This is a genomic window from Hymenobacter chitinivorans DSM 11115, from assembly GCF_002797555.1.
Lineage (GTDB): Bacteria > Bacteroidota > Bacteroidia > Cytophagales > Hymenobacteraceae > Hymenobacter > Hymenobacter chitinivorans.
Window position 1 is genome coordinate 635,811 of sequence record NZ_PGFA01000003.1, and the last position, 19,898, is coordinate 655,708.

Sequence of the window (19,898 nt, forward strand, 5' to 3'; positions counted from 1 at the left end):
AGCCGTCGGGCAGACGGGCGGGTAAGGAGCGGTGTGCACGTAGCCAGTGCTGAAATACGACTGGTATAGTGCTGTCTTGTAGCTGGTTATTGAAAGAATGAGCTGCTTCCGCCGAGGCTGGCGGAGTAATTGGTAAAGTCTTTCAATAACCTGAAACTAGGCCGCTTTTTTAGGATCTTTTCCCGACAAAGTTAGCGGTCCGGCCTGCTCGTCCGCAATACCCACAAGTAGGTATTCTGCGGGGCTGGCGTGGCCCATCCGGCCGGGTGGGCCGCGCTGTTTTACTTACCTGAGCTATAACCCCGGGGCGGCCCCTGCGTTTCCTAAAGCTTACTCTTCTACCCTCCAACGCTATGGAAAACAAGCCTACCACGCTGCCCCCGCAGCAGCAAGACCAGCAGCCCGGCCTCGAGGCCGAGATGACGCCCCAGCCCGAGTACATTCGCCCCGGCTACAAGGGCAGCGGCAAGCTCGATGGCAAAGTTGCCCTGATTACGGGCGGCGACTCGGGCATTGGCCGCTCGGTGGCCGTGCATTTTGCCCGCGAGGGCGCCGATGTGGCCTTTACCTACCTGCCCGAGGAAGAGCAGGATGCGTACGATACCCGGCAGCTGGTGGAGCAGGAAGGCCGCCGCTGCCTGACCCTGCCCGGCGACCTGCGCGACGCAGGCTTCTGCCAGTCCATCGTGGACCAGACGGTGCAGGAGCTGGGCCGGCTCAATATCCTGGTCAATAACGCCGCCGAGCAGTTCGTCAGTAAGGACGTGACCGAAATTCCGGATGAGCAATGGCTCGACACGTTTCAGGTCAACTTCTTCTCCTTCGTGCGCGTGACGCGGGCCGCCCTGGAGCACCTGCAGGAAGGCGACGCCATCATCAACACCTCATCCATCAACGCCTACCGCGGCAACCAGCAGCTGGTGGATTACACCTCCACCAAGGGCGCCATTACGGCTTACACCCGCTCCATTGCCCAGCAGCTGGCCGAAAAGAAAATCCGCGTCAATGCCGTGGCGCCCGGCCCCATCTGGACGCCCTTGATTCCGGCCAGCTTCCCGCCGGAAAAAGTGGCTTCGTTCGGCAAAGACACCACCATGAAGCGCCCAGGCCAGCCCTCGGAAGTGGGCCCCTGCTACGTGTTCCTGGCCTCCGACGACGCCTCCTACATTACCGGGCAGGCCCTGCACCCCAACGGCGGCGAAGTACTCAACACCTGAGCCTGGTTTGGCGCCTTAGACCACAAAAAAGGCCGAAGCAACGCGTGCTTCGGTCTTTTTATTTTCAAGCGGCGCCCGGCTTACCAGCGGTACTGCATCGTCAGGCCGTAGCTGCCGGCCCCGCCGGTGGGCGTGAGGCGCACCTGCTTGTACCAGGGCTGGGGCATAAGCAGGCCGGTTTCCTGGTCGCGCTTTACTTCCTTGCGCCCGTTCATCACCGCTATTTTGCCAAAGCCGTAGCCCAGCGCCAGGGCCAGCGGATAGTCGCTGGCCCAGTGCACGCCGTTGTTGAGCATGGCGTAGCTCAAAAGGCCCATCAGGGAGTAGCCCACCGGCCGCACAAAGCGGTATTCGGGGTAGTTTTCGGCAATAACCGTGACCGTGGCCATGGCCGTGCTCAGGTGGCCCGAAGGGTAGGCGTCGTAGTTAGGCACGTGCTGGCTGTAGGTTTTCTGGTTCGGGAACAGCCGGATTTTGCCCCGCGGGTAGGTCGTCGTGTACGGACTCTCACGGCCCGTGAGGTGCTTGAGCACCTGCACCACGAGGCCGTTGGTATACACGGCTTCCATCACCTGGCTGGCCGTTTGCGAGGCCCGGTTGTCGCGCCCGATCAGGCCGTAGGCCCAGAAGCCGCCGGCAATGCTCAGGTGGGTCCACCCGTCGCCGAGAAAGTACATGGCGCTGTTCAGGTTCGAGGGGTAGTTGAACTCCAGGTCCAGCTGCTTGCCGTTGCCGTAGCGCAGGGGCACGTCAAACAACGTCGTTTGGGTGCTGGCCGAGGAAAGGTGCATGTGGCGGCCGAGCTGCTTGGCCCCGTCCAGAATCTGCTGGTCGAAGGCGTAGAGCACCACCGTGCTGACGACCACACCACCAATCATGGGCAGGTTTTTCTTCTGAAAGGCAAACTTGGGGTAGGCCACCACGTCGCGCGGGATGTTGAGCAAAAACCGGAAGGGCTTGGGCCGCTCGTAATGATAGGTCACGCCCGAGGGCATGCGGTAGTCGCTGCGGCGGGGCGGGCGGCCCGTGGTGTCGGCCGGTGCTACGGCGGCCACTGCCTTGCTCGAATCGGGCGCGGGCTGCTGCACCGAGTCGGCCGGGACAAGAACCGGTGGGCTCGTTGGCACGTCCTGGGCTGTGGCCGAGAGGCCCAGGCTCAGGCCGCCGGCTACCAGTAGAAGGCGGGAGATTGAAACGGGAAGCGTAAAAAAACTCATTGCTAGCTATAAAATCCGGGCACAAAAGTAGTGCAAAACCTGCGAAGAATGTAGTGCGGAGCTGGAGATAATAGGGGCGTAAATAATTGTTTATGAAGATGTTCTAGTAAGCTCCAACGGTGAGTTTATGATGAAGAAACGACGGCTGCAAATGCTCAGGAAGTGCTGCCGCGCCCCGGTTGAAAACGGCTGATTGTGAAGGGGATGCTTGGCCGGCTGGCCGTGGCAGCTGGACCGGGGCGGCAACTCACGGCCCGATGATTTTCAGCCGGCCCCAGCCCGGTAGCCCGGCCGGAGTAGCGCTTCCCGGGCCGTTTGCGTATCTTAGGCAGACTGGTTTCTCTTCCCGCCCTACCTCCATGACCGTTTCTTCCGCGCCGGCCGCTGCTGCGGCTGCCCCCGTAGCCGACTCCCCGACCCATCTCTTTGAGCAGCAACGGCTGCGGGCCCCGGTGCTGCGCCGCGAGTCGGCCGAGGAGCGGGCCGGCCGCATCCGCCGCCTCGGCCAGTGGATCGAGCAAAACCGCCGGGCCATTGAGGAGGCCCTGTACGCGGATTTTCGCAAGCCCCCGGCCGAAACCGACGTCACCGAAATCTGGTCGAGCCAGGTCGAAATCAAGCACACGCTCAGCCATCTCAAGCAGTGGATAAAGCCCCGCCGGGTGGGTACACCCCTGTCGCTGATGGGCACCACCGCCTGGGTGCACCACGAGCCCAAGGGCGTCTGCCTGATTATTGCGCCCTGGAATTACCCGTTTTACCTGGCCATCGACCCGCTGGTGTCGGCCCTGGCCGCCGGCAACTGCTGCATTATCAAGCCTTCGGAAATGACGCCGGCCGTGGCTGCCCTGCTCAGCCGCATGGCCCGGGAGCTGTTTGATCCGGCCGAGGTAGTCGTGGTAGAAGGCGACAAAGACGTGGCCACGGCCCTGCTGCAATTGCCCTTCGACCATATCTTTTTCACCGGCAGCCCGGCCATCGGCAAGGTGGTGATGCGGGCCGCCGCCGAGCACCTGACCAGCGTCACGCTGGAGCTGGGCGGCAAGTCGCCGGTACTGGTGGATGCCACGGCCAACCTGCGCGACGCGGCCGAAAAAATTGTTTGGGGCAAGTTTATCAACGCCGGGCAGACCTGCGTGGCCCCCGACTACGTGCTGGTGCAGGAGAGCGTGCAGGAGCAGTTTGTGGCGGAAGTGCGCCGGGCGGTGGGCCGCCTCTACGACCCCGCCGGCGAGGGTGTTATTAACTCCCAATCGTACGCCCGCATCGTCAACAAGCACCACTTTGCCCGGGTGTCGGGCCTGCTCGAAGACGCCCAGCGCGCCGGGGCCCACGTGGTGCTGGGCGGCATCGTGGACGGCAGCCAGTGCTTTATCGAGCCTACCCTGCTGCTCGACGCCGCCCCCGACAGCCGGGTGATGCAGGAGGAAATATTCGGGCCGCTGCTGCCCATTCAGCCCTTTAAAACCCTGATGCAGGCCGCCGACTTCGTCAATGACCGGCCCAAGCCGCTGGCGTTGTACCTGTTTACCCAAAGCGCTGAAAACCAGCGCTACCTGCTGCAAAACGTGGCTGCCGGCGGGTGCTGCATCAACGAAACCATCCTGCACCTGGCCCACCCCGATTTGCCCTTCGGCGGCGTCGGCAACAGCGGCATGGGCAAGGCCCACGGCCACTATGGCTTTCTGGCTTTCTCCAACGAAAAAGCCGTGCTCAAGCAGCGCACCGGCCGCACCGGCATCAAGTTCATGTACCCGCCCTACACCCCGAAAGTGCAGAAAATGGTGGACTGGCTGATGCGGCTGTTTTAGCGGTCTGAATCGTTGTTTAGTCTGTCCTCCTGAGCTTTTGCGAAGGACCTTTCTCCCCTGAGTGACAAGCTTCTTTCAACGTCACAAAGCCCTTTACCGCGTCAGTGGTAAAGGGCTTTGTGCATTGGTAGAAACTTCGGTGGGGTAGGCGAGGACGGTCCTTCGCAAAAGCTCAGGAGGACAGCCGAAGCGTACCTTCTTCCTGGAAGCCCAGCTGCACATCGGGCCGAACCCCAGTGGTTTAAATTACGCGGCATGCCGACTATCTGGGAGAAAATGCCGATATTTTCAGGCTGCCAGCCCGTTGGGGTTGTGCCCTCCGTCCCGCCCGTATTGCTCTGCCACACCATGAACCTCTCCGCTGCCCACCACCCCACGCTGCAGGCCCTGGCCGACACCTTTATTCCGGCCCTGCCCGGCCGCCCCGACAAGCCCGAGTTCTGGGCGCGGGCCGGCTCGGAAGGCGTGGATATGCAGAAAATAGCGGAAGTACTCAGCGCCCAGCCCCTGGCGGCTCAGCAGGAGTTTGACAAGCTGCTGGGTTTGCTCAACAACCCCATGCTGGGCCTGACCTGGTTTGGCCCGCTCAAGCCCTTCGTGCGCCTCGACGCCGACCAGCGCCAGCAGATGCTGCGCAGCTGGGCCCAGAGCAACCTACCCCAGCTGCGCAAAGGCTTTCACGCCCTGCGCAAGCTGCTGCTGTTCTTGTACTACGGCTCGTCGGCGGCCGAGCAGGGTGGCAACGGGGCATGGGCTCACATCGGCTACCCCGGCCCGCTGCCCGACGAGGTGGTGGACACGCCCAAGCCCATCCGGACCCTGCAGCCAACTGCCGACACAACCTACGACTGCGACGTGCTCGTCATTGGCAGCGGGGCCGGGGGCGGGGTGGTGGCCGGCGAAATGGCCGCCGCCGGCTACGACGTACTGGTGCTGGACAAAGGTCCCTACTGCCACGGCTGCGACTTTACCCAGCGCGAAGTCGACATGATGGGCAAGCTGTACGACGCCAAGGGCGCCCTCTGCACCCAGGACGGCGGGGTGGCCTTGCTGGCCGGCAGCTGCCTGGGCGGAGGCACTACCGTCAACTGGGCCGGGGCCTTCCGCACCCCCGACTACGTGCTGCAGGAATGGGCCCGGGAGCATCAGGTGCCGCACTTTACTTCTTTGGAATTCAAGCGCAGCCTCGATGCTGTGTCGCGGGCCCTGAGCGTGAACATCGACTACGCCCGCCACAACGGGCAGAACCAGGCCTTGTGGGACGGTTCCACCAAGCTGGGCCAGGAAGTAAAGCTGATTCCGCGCAACGAGAAGGGGCTTACCGACTCTGACCAGCATTTCCAGGGCCTGGGCTACACTACCTTGGGCGACCGGTACGGCATCAAGCAGGGCACGCTGAACACGTATCTGCTCCAGGCCTTCGAGCACGGCGCCCGGATTCTGGCCGACACCCACGTGGAGCGCGTGACCATCGAGGCCGGAGTGGCCAAAGGCGCCCAGGCCGTGCACACCACCACCGACGGCCGCCGCGTAAGCATCACGGTGCGGGCCAAGCGGGTGGTGGTGGCCGGCGGCTCGGTGCAGTCACCGGCGCTGCTGCTGCGCAGCGGGCTGCGGCACCCGCACCTGGGGCAGCACCTGCACCTGCACCCCACGGTGGCGGTTTCGGCCCTGTATCCGCACGCCATCAACCCCTGGCACGGCCCGAGCATGTCGGTGGTGAATGACTGCTTCACAATGCTGAACGGCACCAACTTCGGCGCCAAGCTTGAAACTCCGCCCGCCCACGCCGGACTCATGGCTATGGTGCTGCCCTGGCTTAGCGGCGAGCAGCACAAGCAGATGATGCTGGACGCGGCCCACCTGGGCAGCTTTATCGTGCTAACCCGGGACCGGGACGGGGGCCGCGTCAGCGTCGACAAGCACGGCGCCCCCGTGGTCGACTACGTGCTCAGCGACTTCGACCGGGCCAGCATGCTGCAGGGTGTGCGGGCGGCGGCCGAAATTCATGTAGCCGCTGGTGCCCAAAAAGTGTATCTGCCCCACGGCACGTTGCCCACGCTGGAAGCCGACGGCGGCGTGCTGCACAACCCCGAGCTGCTCGATAAGCTGCCCCACCTGGGTTGGAAACCCAACCAGTTTAGCCTCTACAGCGCCCATCAGATGAGCACCTGCCGCATGGGCGGCACCGAGGCCACCCACCCGGTGGGGCCCAACGGCGAAACCTACGAAGTGCGCAACCTGTTCGTGGCCGACGCCTCGGCGTTTCCGGCCTGCAGCGGCGTCAACCCGATGCTGACCATTATGGCCCTGGCCCACTACACGGCCCAGGAAATGAAGGCTAGCAGCCCCGTAGTAGCTTTTTCGAGCAACCGGGCGGCAACTACCGTCTAAGGTGCATCTTTGCGGAATCTTGGCGCGGCCTCTGGCGGGATTAGGCTGGGCGGATAACCGCCGGGCATAGTTTTCGCGTATGCAGCGCAGTTTATCTCCGCTCCTTATGCTCCTTTCTCGTTCCCTGCTGGTTATTGGCGCGCTTAGCACCGTCACGTTTGGTTGTGCCCGTCGGCACAAGGCTGATATTCCGGAAGCCAAATCGGTGCCCGTGGCACCCGCGCCGGTACCCAAAGCTGCCGCCCGCGACCTGACCGACGTGATGACTGACGAGCTCAAGCTGCTGCCCGACCAGCAGGGCAAGGTGCGGGCCATTTTGAGCGGCACGGTAGAAAAAGTAAACGATGCCCGCCAGCGCAACGCCGGCAACCAGACGGCCTTGATGGCGGAGCTCAAGAAAATCAACGCAGACTCTGAGGGCCAGCTTAAGGCCGTGCTGACGGCCGTGCAGTACAAGCAGTACCAAAGCAAAAAGCGCCAGATGCAGGCCCAGATGCAGGCCCGCCGCACCGCCAAGTAAGTTGCTTTACCGCACCTGGGCCTTGCGCAGCACCCGGCTGAACAGGCCGGGTACCAGTCGTTTCAGATACACGCCCAGGGTTTCGCGGCCCCCGATGTACACTTCCTCCCGGCGCCGGGCAATGGCCCGTACGGCCTGCCGGGCCAGGTCTTCGGGCGCCAGGCCCTGCTCAGTAGCCGCGTCCATGGTGCGCTGGGGGCTGCCGTCGGCGGTGAGGGCGTTGATGGAAACCCCAGTGCGGATAAAGCCCGGGCAAATGATGGTGATGCTGACTCCGCTCTGCCAGATTTCGGCCCGCAACGAGTCGAAAAAGCCGTGCAGGGCGTGCTTGGAGGCGGCGTAGGCGCTGCGGTAGGGCGAGCCAAACTTGCCCACCAGGCTGCTCACCACCACGATTTGCCCGCTTTGCTGGCTGAGTAGCCGGGGCAAAACGGCCTTGGTCAAAGCCACGGTGCCGAAGTAGTTGACTTCCATCAGGCGGCGGTGCACGTCGAGGCTGGTGTCCAGGGCCAGGGAGCGTTGACTGATGCCGCCGTTGTTGATGAGCACGTCGAGGCGGCCGTAGTGGGCTAGCACTTTCTCCGCGCAGGCCGGCAGAGTATCGGCCTGCCCCAGGTCCAGGGGCACGAGCAGCACCGCGGCCGGGGCGCAGGCCGCGGCTACCCGCTCCAGCTCGGCCACGTTGCGGGCCGAGAGCACCAGCCGGGCCCCGGCCCGGGCAAATTCCTTGGCCAGGGCTTCGCCGATGCCGGCCGAAGCGCCCGTAATCCAGACGACTTGTTGGGAGAAGAACATTTAATTCGCAGTGAGCTAAGTAGGACCGGAAGCAATATAGAGGTTCGGGCGGGCTTCACGGAGCGCTTTTATAATCAGTATTTCCTATATTCAACACAAGGCAGGCAACCTTTCGGCCTGGACCGTCATCTATCCGCACGTCGCCGCCCGCAGTGCTACTGGGTAGCGGAAAAATAATGTGCCGCACTTTGCTTTTTCGGGTAATATGCTCTACTTTGTATTGCATGCTACTGTGTTAAGCAAGTAACCTGATATCTGGTCTGCCCTATGATTCAGCTTCGCAATATTCGCAAGACCTACGAGGTGGGTACCAACCGCCTGGAGGTGCTCAAGGGCATCGATCTGCACATCCGGGAGGGCGAGCTGGTCAGCATCATGGGCTCCTCGGGGTCGGGCAAAAGCACGCTGCTCAACATTCTGGGCATCCTCGACGATTTCGACCAGGGCGACTACACCCTGGCTGGCACCCGCATCGACCGGAACCTGACCCAGACCCGGGCCGCGCAGTACCGCAATCAGTTTCTGGGCTTCGTGTTTCAGTCCTTCAACCTGCTCAACTTCAAGAATGCCCTGGAAAATGTGGCCTTGCCGCTGTATTACCAGAAAGTGAGTCGGCGGGAACGAAACCGCCTGGCCCTGGAATACCTCGACCGGGTGGGCCTGGCCGACCGCGCCGACCACCTGCCCAGTGAACTTTCGGGCGGGCAGCGGCAGCGCGTGGCCATTGCCCGGGCTCTGATCAGCCGGCCCAAGCTCATCCTGGCCGACGAGCCCACCGGTGCCCTCGACACCCAGACTACCCAGGAGGTGATGGACATCTTCAAGGCCGTGAACAAGGAGGGCATGACCGTCGTCATCGTGACCCACGAAAACGACATTGCCGACCAAACCCAGCGCCTGATCCGCATCCGGGACGGCCTGATTGTGAAGGAATAAGTGGTGAGGTGGTGAAATAGTGAGTTTTTCGTTCTGATTCTTCCTGATCCTGACTCTTTTAGCTATGAAAACAACTGTTATTGCTCTGGCTTTCCTGGGCGCTCTGGCCGCCGCTACGCCCAGCTTGGCTCAAACCTCCGTTGCCGACCAACAGGCTCTAATGCGCGACCTGGACCGGCTGATGCGCAACCCGCAAAAACCGAAGCAGGAGCTGCACCTGGCTCTGAAAGGCTGCCACGCCGAGCAGATTATCCGGGACCGGGATGCCGACGTGGAAATGGCCAAGCCGCTGGCCGTAAGCTACGGCGGCTCCAACTCGGGCTGGTCGATGAGCATGGACAAGGGCTTTTTCGAGCTGAAGATGGCCTTCGAGTGGGCCGACGTGACGTCGATGACCTATGCCCTGGAAAAGGACGAGGATGAGGACGAGCCCCGGCACTACCAAATCAAGATTACCAAACGCAAGAAAACCAGCAACGTCAGCTTCGAAATTCCGCTCTACACCACCAACGAGGCCACGGTAAAAGACGTCATGCGCCGCCTGGAAAAAGTGCGCCAGAGCTGCGGAAGCAGGAATTAAGGATTGGCACGTGGCTGTAAGACGCCGCAAATCAATTTCACTTCTCCCATTCCCACCTTAGCACCTCAGCACCTTACCCCTATGTTCGACCTCGATAAATGGCAGGAAATCCTGGGGACGATGCGCCGCAACAAGCTGCGCACGTTTCTGACGGCCTTCGGGGTGTTCTGGGGTATTTTTATGCTGGTGCTGCTGCTGGGCGCGGGCAAGGGCATGGAAAACGGCATCTGGAAGGAGTTTGGCGGCGGGGCCATGAACAGCCTGTTCGTAAGTGCCGGCAAAACGTCCTTACCCTGGCAGGGCCTCAAGCCGGGCCGGGAGCTGAAGTTTACCAACGACGATTTGGAAGCCATTCGGCAGCAGGTGGACGGGGTGGAGCTGCTGGCCTCGCGCAACCGGCTTTCGGGCGAGTACACCATTGCCAACAAAGCCAAGAACGGCTCCTACCAGGTGTTTGGGGCCACAGCCGAGTTCTTTCAGCTCAACGGCGAGAAGCTCACCCAGGGCCGGATGCTGAGCCCGCTCGACGGCCTGGAGCGGCGCAAGGTGATAATCATGGGCGAGAAGGTGCGCAAGGTCTTGTTCGGCGACGAACCCGCCATCGGCCAGTACGTGCAGGTGAAGGGCGTATTTTTTAAGGTGGTCGGCATCTTTACCCACACCGGCAACAACGGCCGCAACGAGGAGCGGGCCTTCGTGCCCTTCACCACGTTTCAGACCACCTTCAACCAGTACAACCAGGTGCAGCGTATCGGCATCAGCAGCACCAAGGGCACGCCCGTCAAGCAGCTCGAAGACCAGGTGCGCGTGCTGCTGGCCCGCCGCCACCAGTTCGACCCGGCCGACAAGCAGGCCCTGGAGCTGGACAACAACGAGGAGGAAGTAAAGCGCTTCGAAGGCCTGTTTACCGGTATCAAGATCTTCGTCAGCGTCATTGGGGTGCTGACGCTGGTGGCCGGGGTGGTGGGCGTGAGCAACATTATGCTCATCATCGTGCAGGAGCGGACCCGTGAAATCGGGGTACGCAAGGCCTTGGGCGCCACGCCCGGCAGCATCATCAGCATGATCGTGCAGGAGTCGGTGGTCATTACCAGCTTCTCGGGCTACCTGGGGCTGCTCTTCGGCGTGGCCCTGCTGGACTTGGTCCGTTACCTGCTCGAAAAAGCCGGCGGCACCACGTCCTACTTCGACCACCCCGAGGTGAACCTGGGCGTGGCCGTTAGCGCCACCTTGCTATTGGTCGTATCCGGGGCCATAGCCGGCCTGGTGCCCGCCATGAAAGCCGCCAACGTCAGACCCATCGAAGCTTTAAGAGCAGACTAAGACTAGAATGCTAGTTCCCCTCCTTTTTTCAAATTCCGCGCATCAAGCGGCGTAGGTTAGGGGTGGTCAGCTAGAATGTAGAAGCTAGTTCTAAAGAGTCGTTCAACAAGTCAACCACCCCGCCCTTCGGGCACCCCTCCTTGAAGGAAGGAGGGGAGTTGAAAAAGTAACTTGACTACCAATGTTTGACCTCGATAAATGGGCGGAAATCTGGGGGACGGTGCGGCGGCACAAGCTGCGCACCGGGCTTACCGCGTTTGGCGTGCTCTGGGGCATCTTTATGCTGGTTGTGCTGCTGGGCGCGGGCAAGGGCTTCCGCAACGGGGTGGAAAAGGAGTTTGACGTGGCCAAAAATGCCGTGTTTGTTTGGAGCCAGCGTACGAGCGTGCCCTATGCCGGCCTGAAAGTGGGCCGCTTCATCCGCTTTACCAACGACGACGTGGCGGCCCTGCTGCGCGAGGTGCCCGAAGCCGCCGTGGTTTTGCCCCGCAGCTCCCTCGAAGGCACGTTTACGGTGCAGTACGGCCCCAAAAGCTCCACCTTTTCGGTGAACGGCGAGTACCCCGGCTACCCGGCCGTGAAGCCCCTGCACCTCACCGGTGGCCGCTTTATCAACGACATCGACATTAATGAGCGGCGCAAGGTGGCCATCATCGGCGACCGGGTGGCGGAGGTTTTGTTTGGCACCGACAACCCGCTGGGCCGGGAAATTCGCATCAAGGGCATCTTTTTCCGGGTCGTAGGTTTGTTCAAGGCCGAGGGCAAGCCCGAAAACGCCCAGGAGGAAGCCCAGACCATTATGATTCCGCTCACGGCCCTGCAGGTGACTTTCAACCAGGTAAACCAGGTGGGCTACTTCGCCTTTATTCCCAAAACCGGCGTGCCGGCCGCCGTGGTCGAAACCAAGGTGAAGCAGCTGCTGGCCCGGCAGCACAAGGTGGCGCCCACCGATGAGCGGGCCTTTGGCTCGGCCAACGTGGAGGAGGAATATGGCCGGGTACAGGGCCTGTTCATGGGTATTTCCGGCTTTAGCTGGCTCGTGAGCATCGGCACCATCCTGGCCGGCATCATCGGGGTGAGCAACATCATGCTCATCGTGGTGAAGGAGCGGACCAAGGAAATCGGGATTCGCAAAGCCCTGGGCGCCACGCCCTGGAGCATTATCAGCCTGATTGTGCAGGAAAGCATTGTCATAACCGCCGCCGCGGGCCTGATCGGGCTGCTGCTGGGCACGGCCCTCATGGCCGGCATTGCCACCCTGATTCAGGGCCAGGACGTGGGCTTTTTCGCCAATCCGCAGGTAGACCTGGGCGTGGCCCTTACCGCCGTGGTGCTGCTGGTAGTAGCCGGGGGCGTGGCTGGCTTGGTGCCCGCCGCCATTGCCGCCCGCGTGCAGCCCGTGGTGGCCCTTAAAGACGAATAAAGCGGCGAAAGGTGAGTAGTAAGCTGGTGAAATGGTGAGTTTTCGTTCAACCGTCGCCACCAGAACAGCAAGCTCACCAGTTCACCAGTTCACTATTTCACCAACAGCTATGAACAACTCAGCCCTACCCGACGAAACTATGGTTGAAGTGACGCCCGTAGCGGCTCCGGCCCGGCCTTCCTCCGAGTACCAGGCGCCGTATCAGCCGCCCAAAACACCTTTTATTACCATGAAACGAATCTTTCTGGGCTTCCTAGTGCTCTTGTTGCTGGCCGGTTTTGGCTGGCTGGCGCGCTACTTCTGGAAGCAGGCCCACACCGACCCGGTGACCTACAAAACCGAAGCCCCGTTTGTGGCCGATATCGTGAAGAAAACCGTGGCTACGGGCAGTATCGTGCCCCGGCGGGAAGTCCAGATCAAGCCCCAGGTGTCGGGCATCGTGGAGGAGCTCTACGTGGAGGCCGGGGAGCCCATCAAGGAAGGCCAGCTGATTGCCCGCATCCGCACGGTGGCTAATGCTGCCAACGTCAACAACGCCCAGAACCAGATTCAGGCTGCCCGCGTGGCCCTGGAAACCTCGCAAGTGGAGCTGGACCGGCAGCGGCCCCTGTTTGAGCAGAAAGTCATTGCCGAGCAGGAGTACAACCGCCTGCTGGCCGACGTGCGCGCCAAAAAGCAGGCCCTCAACGCGGCCGAAAACGATTTGCAGATTGCTCAGCGCGGTGCCTCCCGCAACACCGGCGGCGCCTCCAACACCGTCCGCTCCACCATTACCGGGCTGGTGCTGGACGTGCCCATCAAGGTCGGCTCGTCGGTAGTGGAGCGCAACAACTTCAACGAGGGCACTACCATTGCCGCCATTGCCGACATGAAAAGCCTCGTCTTCGAAGGCAAAGTGGACGAGAGTGAGGTGGGCAAAGTGCGGGAAGGCATGGACCTGAACCTGACCGTAGGGGCCCTGGAAGGGGAAAATTTCCCCGCCACGCTCGAATACATTGCCCCCAAGGGCATCACGGAGGAAGGCGCCATCAAGTTTCAGGTGCGGGCCAACGTGCGCCTGCAGCCGGGGCAGTTTTTGCGGGCCGGCTACTCGGCCAACGGCGACATCGTGCTGGGCCGCCGCAAGCAGGTGCTGGCCATCCGGGAAAGCCTGCTGCAGTTCGGCAAGGTCAACAAGGACAGCGTGTTTGTGGAAGTTGAAACCGGCCCCCAGCAGTTTCAGAAGCGCCTGGTGAAGACCGGCCTCTCGGACGGTATCAACGTGGAAGTGCTTTCGGGCCTGAAGAAGGATGACAAGATAAAGGTGCTCGGTCCGCCGGCCGACGGCGAGAAAAAGGGCTAGTTGGAGTTGGTACAACGTACTCTGGCCCTGGCAAACGGCCCAACCCTGCGCGGGTTGGGCCGTTTGCTGTTCTACTCCAACCCATTCCCTTCGCCATGCGCCCCCAAGCCTACACCCTGCACTTCAACCCCAAGCTCAGCCTCAACGAAGCCGGCAAGCACGTGCGCGACGGCCTGTCGGCGGTGCTCTGCACCGGCAACAACCTGTGGCTGAGCTGCGACGAGCGGACCAGCATCGAGCGGCTCACCCGCACCGGCCCGCACGAGTACGGGCAGCACGCCAGCTACCAGCTCGCCGATTTGCTCGATTTGCCCGCCGACAAGGCCAGTGAAATCGACATTGAGGGCCTGGCCGAGGCCGACCACTACCTCTGGGTGATTGGCTCCCACAGCCTCAAGCGCAAAAAGCCCGACCACGAAGACGAAAACGTGGCCAAGCAGATTGCCAAGCTGGCCAAGGTTGAAAACGACCCCAACCGCTACCTGCTGGCCCGGATTCCGCTGGTGCGCAACGAGCAAACCGGCGACTTTGAGCTCTGCAAAACCGCGCCTCACCCCACCAAGGCCGCCGAAACCCTGCGGGCCGCTCAGCTCCACGGCAGCACCGACACCAACGAGCTGACCGATTTGCTGGCCGAAGACCCCCACCTAAAGCCCTTCATCAAGATTCCCGGCAAAGACAATGGCTTCGACATTGAGGGCTTGGCTGCGGCCGCCGACGGCCGCCTGTTTGTGGGCTTGCGCGGGCCGGTGCTGCGGGGCTGGGCCGTGGTGCTGGAGCTGCTGCCCGAGCTCGACAAGCACGGCCGCCTGCGCCTGGCCAAAATCGGGGGGGAGCAGAAGTACTACAAAAAGCACTTTCTGGCCTTGGGCGGCATGGGCCTGCGCGAGCTGCGCCAGGCCGGCGACGACCTGTATCTGCTGGCCGGCCCTACTATGGACCTCGACGGTACCATTGCGGTGTACTGCTGGCCCGGCGCTCTGAATCAGGAAGGCGACTCGCTGGTGGGGCCCGACAAAATTAAGCGCCTGTTCGACGTGCCCCACGGCCACGGGCCCACCGCTGGCCAGGACAAGGCCGAGGGCATGGGCATTATTGATAAAGACCACCTGCTGCTCGTGTTCGACAGCCCCAGCGAGGCCCGCAAGCCCGCCGCCCACCAGGTGCGGGCCGATGCCTACCGGCTGCCGGGCCAGTAAGGCGCTGGTCGGTCTGCCCGGTTTCCGCGTACTTTGCCCGCCCGATCTACTTTCCAAACCACCACACCATGGCTGCCAAGCTGCTCCAAACGCCCGAAACCTCTTACCGCATCCATTTCCAGGACTGCGACATGCTGGGCCACCTCAACAACGCCCGCTACCTCGACTATTTTCTCAATGCCCGCGAAGACCACACCACCGAGCACTACGCTCTCAACCTGGGCCAGCTGGCGAAGGAGGAAGGCGCCGGCTGGGTGATTACCAAGCACCAGATTGCCTATCTGCGCCCCGCCAACCACGGCGAAACTGTGCGCATCCGCACCCAGCTCATCAACTTCGACAACTCCAACCTGGTGGTCGAAATGCAGATGCTCAGCGAGGACGGGAGCCGGCTTAAGTCGGTGCTGTGGTCGGAAATGGCCTTCGTGCGCGTGGCCAGCGCCACCCGCACCGACCACACCGACGCGCTGATGGACATGCTCGACCAGCTCGACGTGGAAGACGTGAGCTACGACCCCGACGGCTTCGACGAGCGGGTGAAAAGCCTGCGCAAAAAGCTCAAGCGCGACCGGGCCGGCCGCGACGACGAGTAACCCAGCTCCACTATCTGCGTACTACCCAAGCCGGTTCTGCCTAGCGCAGACCGGCTTTTTCGTTTCCTAACCTACTACCCAACCCTAACATCTATTCCCATGAGCATCTTTGGCAGTGATAAACTAAAAGGCAAGAAAATAGCCATTGTAGCCACCGACGGCTTCGAGCAGTCGGAGCTGGAAGAACCCAAGAAATACCTCGAAGGCGAAGGCGCCGAAACCCACGTTATTTCCCTGAAAAGCGGCTCCATCAAGGGCTGGGACGAGAAAGACTGGGGCAATAAAGTCGACGTCGACAAAACTATCGACGAGGTGAGCGTGGCCGACTACGACGCGCTGGTGCTGCCCGGCGGCCAGATGAACCCCGACGTGCTGCGCACCGAAAAGAAAGTGGTGGACTTCGCCGCCGAGTTTATGCGCTCCGGCAAAGTAGTAGCCGCCATCTGTCACGGCCCCTGGACGCTGATTGAAACCGGCCTGGTACACGGGAAGAAAATGACCAGCTGGCCCAGCCTGCAAACCGACCTCAAAAACGCCGGCGCCCTCTGGCAGGACAGTGAAGTGGTGGTTGACAAGGGCCTTATCACCAGCCGCAACCCCGGCGACCTGCCCGCCTTCAACAAGAAGATTGTGGAGGAAATCCTGGAAGGCCAGCACGCCCCCGTTCGTAACCCGAGCGGTTGATTTTTATAAAAAGGCCCCGTTCAGCAATGAGCGGGGCCTTTTTTTGTGCGGTGGAAGAGGGGCTACAGATCCACGGCCATCCGGATGGTGCCGCGCTTGTACATCACCGTGCCCAGCGGAATTTCCCGGAAGCCCAGCTTGCGGTATACGTGCAGGGCGGGCAGCAGAATGTGGTTCGAAACCAGCTCCACCCGCTTGACGCCCATCGTCCGGGCGCGGTCCAGAATGGCCTGGCACAGCCCAAAGCCAATGCCGCGACCCTGCATCTGGCTGGTGACGGCCATTTTGGCCAGCTTCCAGCTGTGGTCGGCGGGGTTGTGCAGCAGGGCGCCGGAGCCTACGATCTTGCCCTCAGCGCGGGCCAGCAGAATAAAGCCGCCCGGGTCCAGTAGGTGGGTCTGCGGGTCGCCCAGGGTAAGATGGTCGGCGGGCTCCAGCTCGAAGTAGCGCGTAATCCATTCATGGTTGAGGCGCCGGAAATCGTCGTGGTACTCGGGCGCGTACTCAATGATTTCGAAGGTAGGTGCAGTAGTTGGCATGGCGCAAAGATGGGGCAAGCCGGCTTATCAGTGCACCAGAGCCAATAATTCGGCGGCGTAGTGGTGGTAGACCAGGTAAAAGCCCGCGTCGAACAAGAGCAGAAAGCCGCCCTGCAGCCACAGGGAGCGGCCGAAGCCCAGCAGCCGCTCGGGCCGCTGGGCCTCGGCGGTCTGGCCCCGGGCCCGCAGCCAGCTGCCTATGGCCAGATAGGCCACGTCGAGGCCGGCATTGAGCAGCAGAATCTTCTCGAAGTTGAACTGGGCCTCCAGGCTGGCCGCCAGCGTCAGGCCGGCTACGTGGTTGGGGTTGGCCCGCACGATGCCTACCACGGCCAGCACGGCGTTGACGAAGTTCCAACCCACGTTCATCTGGTGGAAATAGTGGGTTTCAAAGCGGCCGTCGGTGCGGGCCACCAGGTAGCCACTCACCAGCAGGTTGAGCAGGGCCCAGGTGCCGAGCACGGCCATGCCGTGCTCGGCCAGCAGTTCGCGGCCGTGGTTGAGGGCGGGTAAGGTAGCGGCAAGGTCAGCAGCCATTAGTAAGGATATCCGGTAAGTGAGCAGGCCAAACTAGCGCATAAAAAAAGGAAGCCCGGGGAGGCTTCCTTTTTCGGTATCGAAACGGGTCAGGCTATTGGGTGAAGCCAATGCCCACGTAAACCTGGAAGTTGCTGTTTTTGATGTCGCTCAGGGCTTTGTTGCCCGTCGTGGCCAGGTTCTGGTCCTTGATGATTTCGTTAAAGCCAGCGTTGTAGCGGGCCCCCACGCGGGCCGGACCTACCCGGGCTTCGGCGCCCACGGCCAGGCCGTAGTCGAAGCTAGTGTAGCTGTAGCCGTAGGTGCCGCCTTCGTCGGCAATCTTACGCTCGTTGCCGTCCTCCGTTACCTTGGTCAGCAGCGACACTTGGGGGCCGGCGTGAATGCTCACGTTGTCGAGGATGTTGAACACCAGCAGGACGGGCAGGTTCAGGTAGTCGAGGCGGCGCTCATTCACGGTCGTGGTAGTAGCGGCGGTGCCCGTTCCGGTCGTTTTCACCGAGTTGCCCTCGAAGCCCTGGCGGCTGTAGAGCAGCTCCGGCTGAATGGAGAGGCGGTTGTTGAAGCCGTACTGGCCATATACGCCGGCGTGGAAGGACTTGTAATTAGAGCCGTTGGTGAAGTTCTTCTTGTCGTCACCGTATACGTCGGAGAGGTTAAAACCGCCTTTGATACCGAAGCCGGTATTGCGGGAGTCGGAAGTGCCAGCGTCGTAGTCGGTCGATGAACGTTCCCCGATTTTGACAACCTGCGCAAAAGATGAGAGGCTGGCCAGGGAGAGGGCGAGCAGGAGGGTAAGTTTTTTCATTGGAAAGGTGGAGGTCAAGTGTAGTTGCAAGGCGAGGCCGGGAAAAACGGCCGAATAGCATTTGTAAGCCGCTATACTTGCCCGCCGAAAGCAAGGTTGCGCCGAAGCTCTTTTCTGCTAAAAAAATCTTGCCCTCAAGTGTAGGATGAATGAATGAAGGCCGTATCTTTGGCGCTTTCCGGCCGCCGCCAGAGTGTTTGATGGGATATTAGCTCAGTTGGTTCAGAGCACTACCTCGACAAGGTAGGGGTCACTGGTTCGAGCCCAGTATGTCCCACATCACGCCTTCAATACCCGCCCTTATCCGGCGGGTATTGCTGTTTTCGGGCCTTCCGTGGTAAGTGCGACAAACTGATGCAAGAGTCTTACCGACAAGCTTCGGATAACTTAAAAACCCACACGCTGATTGGCTTGCCAGAAGAAAGTAGGCTGCGGCCCACGGCTTTTCACAAGTTCAGCAAGGACAAGTGGAGCAGTTGAGCTCGTGGTTGATGCTACAACGCCCAACTAAATCAGCTTTACGCAGTGAGAACGGACGGAAGTGCCGTGTTCTGGGCCCATTCCTTCCGAAGCAGGTTTCGCCGGTTGGATTGTCCCCCTGCCTGTCGTGGCCGCGGGGCTGGCCATGCAGAAGCCTTGCTCATGGATTTGCGCTTCCTGTGCTCGTGTTATAGATGATATGATATATATTTATTATCACATATATATGTGATTGTACGGTAAGTGTTTGAAAATCAAATTTGTGGGCTGGGTTATTTGATTCCAGTTGCTTTGATCCTTCTTACACTTTCACCAATCATCACTCATGAAAACATTCTTTACCAGTTCCCTCCTTCTGCTTGCCGGATACCTGCTGGCGCCCGCTGCCCAGGCGCAGCAGCTCTATACCAACGGTAGTTTTACGACCGGTACTACCTCCATAAGCGGCGTGGTAGCCCCGGCGGGCTTCACCTGGAGTGAAGTCCAAAACAATACGGGCGTAACCACCATATCCAACACCAATGCGGGCTACACCGCTACCAAGTCGAGCAATTACACGCTGGCCGATAACTTCGTCGTGCCCAGCGGGGTAAGCTGGACGATCAACAACCTGGCCTTCTTCGCCTACCAGAGTGGCTACACCGGCACCACGTCGCCGTTTACGGAGCTCTACGTCCGCATCTGGCGCGGCTCACCGGCCGTGACGGGCTCTACCGTGGTGTACGGCGACCTAACCACTAACCGCTACGCAGGGGCCGTCAGCACGAATTCCTACCGCATTTTTAACTCGCTTTACCCCACAGCAAGTGCCCCGACAACCTCCCGTCTGATCTGGAAGGTGCGGGCCACTTTGTCGCCGGCGCCGGTACTGCCCGCCGGCACGTATTGGGTCGAATGGACTTCGGCAACGGCGGGTAGTTTGTCGCACTTCTATGTGCCGGTTACTACGGTCGGGGCCCGGCAAACGGTGGGGGCCAATGCCCTGCAGTATGTGCCAACCAGCGGCACTTGGACTCCCACCATCGACGCGGGCAACCCCGATGCGGCTCCGGATGTAACGGTCGACTTTCCGTTCCTGATCAATGACGCCACCATCACGGCTACGACGGCCGTGGCCACGGCTGGCGCGGGGCTACGGGTGGGCCCCGTGCCCACGGCCCAGGATGTGCAGCTCGAGTTTGCCCAGCCCCGCAGTGCCAGCAGTCTGACCCTGACCGACATGCAGGGCCGGCAGGTATGGACCGGAATTGCCCCGGCCCGCAGCCTGGCCGTAACCGTGCCCATGACCCGACTAGCAGCCGGCATCTACACCCTCAGTGTGAGCTCCGCGGAAGGAATTGAGCGGGTGCGGGTGGTGAAGTACTAACGCGTGCTGCCAGCTGGAAGCCGCTGCGGCCGTAGCGAGTAAAAGGCCCGGCTAGATAGTGCAAAACGCTAGTTAGCCGGGCCTTTTCGCCGCTTCTTCCGCTGCCGACTAGCCCTGCCTTTGGCCCGCAGCTA

18 protein-coding genes and 1 tRNA gene are annotated in these 19,898 nt (G+C 61.5%); 14 read left to right on the plus strand and 5 right to left on the minus strand.

Translation table 11 applies throughout. The features are described from left to right. Nucleotides 1–353: 353 nt before the first annotated feature. Nucleotides 354–1,217, plus strand: coding sequence for an SDR family oxidoreductase (locus CLV45_RS19670; protein WP_100338177.1), 864 nt, complete (start codon nucleotides 354–356; stop codon nucleotides 1,215–1,217). A gap of 80 nt (nucleotides 1,218–1,297) precedes the next feature. Here the strand turns inward: CLV45_RS19670 and CLV45_RS19675 are convergent, their stop codons facing one another. Continuing rightward, nucleotides 1,298–2,434 (minus strand): phosphatase PAP2 family protein, encoded by a 1,137-nt coding sequence (locus CLV45_RS19675; RefSeq protein WP_100338178.1) that lies wholly within the window; start codon nucleotides 2,432–2,434, stop codon nucleotides 1,298–1,300. Between the two features lie 359 nt (nucleotides 2,435–2,793). On the opposite strand from CLV45_RS19675, the gene CLV45_RS19680 reads away from it, so the two are divergent. From CLV45_RS19680 to CLV45_RS19690, 3 genes are all read left to right on the plus strand, one after another. Next, nucleotides 2,794–4,245 carry an aldehyde dehydrogenase family protein gene (locus CLV45_RS19680; protein ID WP_100338179.1) on the plus strand — a complete coding sequence of 484 codons (1,452 nt, stop codon included), beginning with the start codon at nucleotides 2,794–2,796 and terminating at the stop codon, nucleotides 4,243–4,245. A gap of 348 nt (nucleotides 4,246–4,593) precedes the next feature. Next, entirely contained in the window at nucleotides 4,594–6,639 is a 2,046-nt protein-coding gene (locus CLV45_RS19685; protein WP_170061904.1) for an FAD-dependent oxidoreductase, read from the plus strand. A gap of 106 nt (nucleotides 6,640–6,745) precedes the next feature. Beyond that, nucleotides 6,746–7,159 (plus strand): hypothetical protein, encoded by a 414-nt coding sequence (locus tag CLV45_RS19690; protein ID WP_100338181.1) that lies wholly within the window; start codon nucleotides 6,746–6,748, stop codon nucleotides 7,157–7,159. Nucleotides 7,160–7,165: 6 nt separating this feature from the next. Here the strand turns inward: CLV45_RS19690 and CLV45_RS19695 are convergent, their stop codons facing one another. Next, complete coding sequence (locus CLV45_RS19695) at nucleotides 7,166–7,954, minus strand: SDR family oxidoreductase (RefSeq protein ID WP_100338182.1); 789 nt, start codon at nucleotides 7,952–7,954, stop codon at nucleotides 7,166–7,168. 267 nt (nucleotides 7,955–8,221) lie between these two features. On the opposite strand from CLV45_RS19695, the gene CLV45_RS19700 reads away from it, so the two are divergent. The 8 genes from CLV45_RS19700 to CLV45_RS19735 all read left to right on the plus strand — a co-directional run bounded on the left by CLV45_RS19700 (nucleotide 8,222) and on the right by CLV45_RS19735 (nucleotide 16,034). After that, nucleotides 8,222–8,890: an ABC transporter ATP-binding protein gene (locus CLV45_RS19700; RefSeq protein ID WP_100338183.1), complete on the plus strand. Its 669-nt coding sequence runs from the start codon at nucleotides 8,222–8,224 to the stop codon at nucleotides 8,888–8,890. Between the two features lie 64 nt (nucleotides 8,891–8,954). Continuing rightward, nucleotides 8,955–9,470, plus strand: a complete 516-nt coding sequence (locus CLV45_RS19705) for a hypothetical protein (protein ID WP_100338184.1) — start codon at nucleotides 8,955–8,957, stop codon at nucleotides 9,468–9,470. Between the two features lie 81 nt (nucleotides 9,471–9,551). After that, nucleotides 9,552–10,793, plus strand: a complete 1,242-nt coding sequence (locus CLV45_RS19710; RefSeq protein WP_100338185.1) for an ABC transporter permease — start codon at nucleotides 9,552–9,554, stop codon at nucleotides 10,791–10,793. A gap of 181 nt (nucleotides 10,794–10,974) precedes the next feature. After that, nucleotides 10,975–12,216 (plus strand): ABC transporter permease, encoded by a 1,242-nt coding sequence (locus CLV45_RS19715; protein WP_100338186.1) that lies wholly within the window; start codon nucleotides 10,975–10,977, stop codon nucleotides 12,214–12,216. Nucleotides 12,217–12,325: 109 nt separating this feature from the next. Continuing rightward, nucleotides 12,326–13,558 carry an efflux RND transporter periplasmic adaptor subunit gene (locus tag CLV45_RS19720; RefSeq protein ID WP_245882919.1) on the plus strand — a complete coding sequence of 411 codons (1,233 nt, stop codon included), beginning with the start codon at nucleotides 12,326–12,328 and terminating at the stop codon, nucleotides 13,556–13,558. Nucleotides 13,559–13,653: 95 nt separating this feature from the next. Next, the gene (locus CLV45_RS19725; protein ID WP_100338187.1) at nucleotides 13,654–14,757 is read left to right on the plus strand and encodes a DUF3616 domain-containing protein; all 1,104 of its coding nucleotides are present in this window, start codon (nucleotides 13,654–13,656) and stop codon (nucleotides 14,755–14,757) included. Between the two features lie 68 nt (nucleotides 14,758–14,825). Then, the gene (locus CLV45_RS19730; RefSeq protein ID WP_100338188.1) at nucleotides 14,826–15,350 is read left to right on the plus strand and encodes an acyl-CoA thioesterase; all 525 of its coding nucleotides are present in this window, start codon (nucleotides 14,826–14,828) and stop codon (nucleotides 15,348–15,350) included. Nucleotides 15,351–15,449: 99 nt separating this feature from the next. Beyond that, on the plus strand, nucleotides 15,450–16,034 hold the full coding sequence (locus CLV45_RS19735; RefSeq protein ID WP_100338189.1) for a type 1 glutamine amidotransferase domain-containing protein: 585 nt from the start codon (nucleotides 15,450–15,452) through the stop codon (nucleotides 16,032–16,034). 62 nt (nucleotides 16,035–16,096) lie between these two features. Here CLV45_RS19735 and CLV45_RS19740 read toward each other — a convergent pair whose 3' ends face one another. From CLV45_RS19740 to CLV45_RS19750, 3 genes are all read right to left on the minus strand, one after another. After that, nucleotides 16,097–16,573: a GNAT family N-acetyltransferase gene (locus CLV45_RS19740; RefSeq protein ID WP_100338190.1), complete on the minus strand. Its 477-nt coding sequence runs from the start codon at nucleotides 16,571–16,573 to the stop codon at nucleotides 16,097–16,099. A gap of 27 nt (nucleotides 16,574–16,600) precedes the next feature. After that, nucleotides 16,601–17,110 carry a DUF6992 family protein gene (locus CLV45_RS19745; protein WP_100338191.1) on the minus strand — a complete coding sequence of 170 codons (510 nt, stop codon included), beginning with the start codon at nucleotides 17,108–17,110 and terminating at the stop codon, nucleotides 16,601–16,603. A gap of 94 nt (nucleotides 17,111–17,204) precedes the next feature. After that, nucleotides 17,205–17,918, minus strand: coding sequence for a porin family protein (locus CLV45_RS19750; RefSeq protein ID WP_100338192.1), 714 nt, complete (start codon nucleotides 17,916–17,918; stop codon nucleotides 17,205–17,207). 202 nt (nucleotides 17,919–18,120) lie between these two features. On the opposite strand from CLV45_RS19750, the gene CLV45_RS19755 reads away from it, so the two are divergent. Further along, nucleotides 18,121–18,195: transfer RNA gene (locus CLV45_RS19755), tRNA-Val, on the plus strand. A gap of 528 nt (nucleotides 18,196–18,723) precedes the next feature. Next, on the plus strand, nucleotides 18,724–19,764 hold the full coding sequence (locus CLV45_RS19760; RefSeq protein ID WP_100338193.1) for a T9SS type A sorting domain-containing protein: 1,041 nt from the start codon (nucleotides 18,724–18,726) through the stop codon (nucleotides 19,762–19,764). The last annotated feature ends 134 nt before the right edge of the window (nucleotides 19,765–19,898 follow it).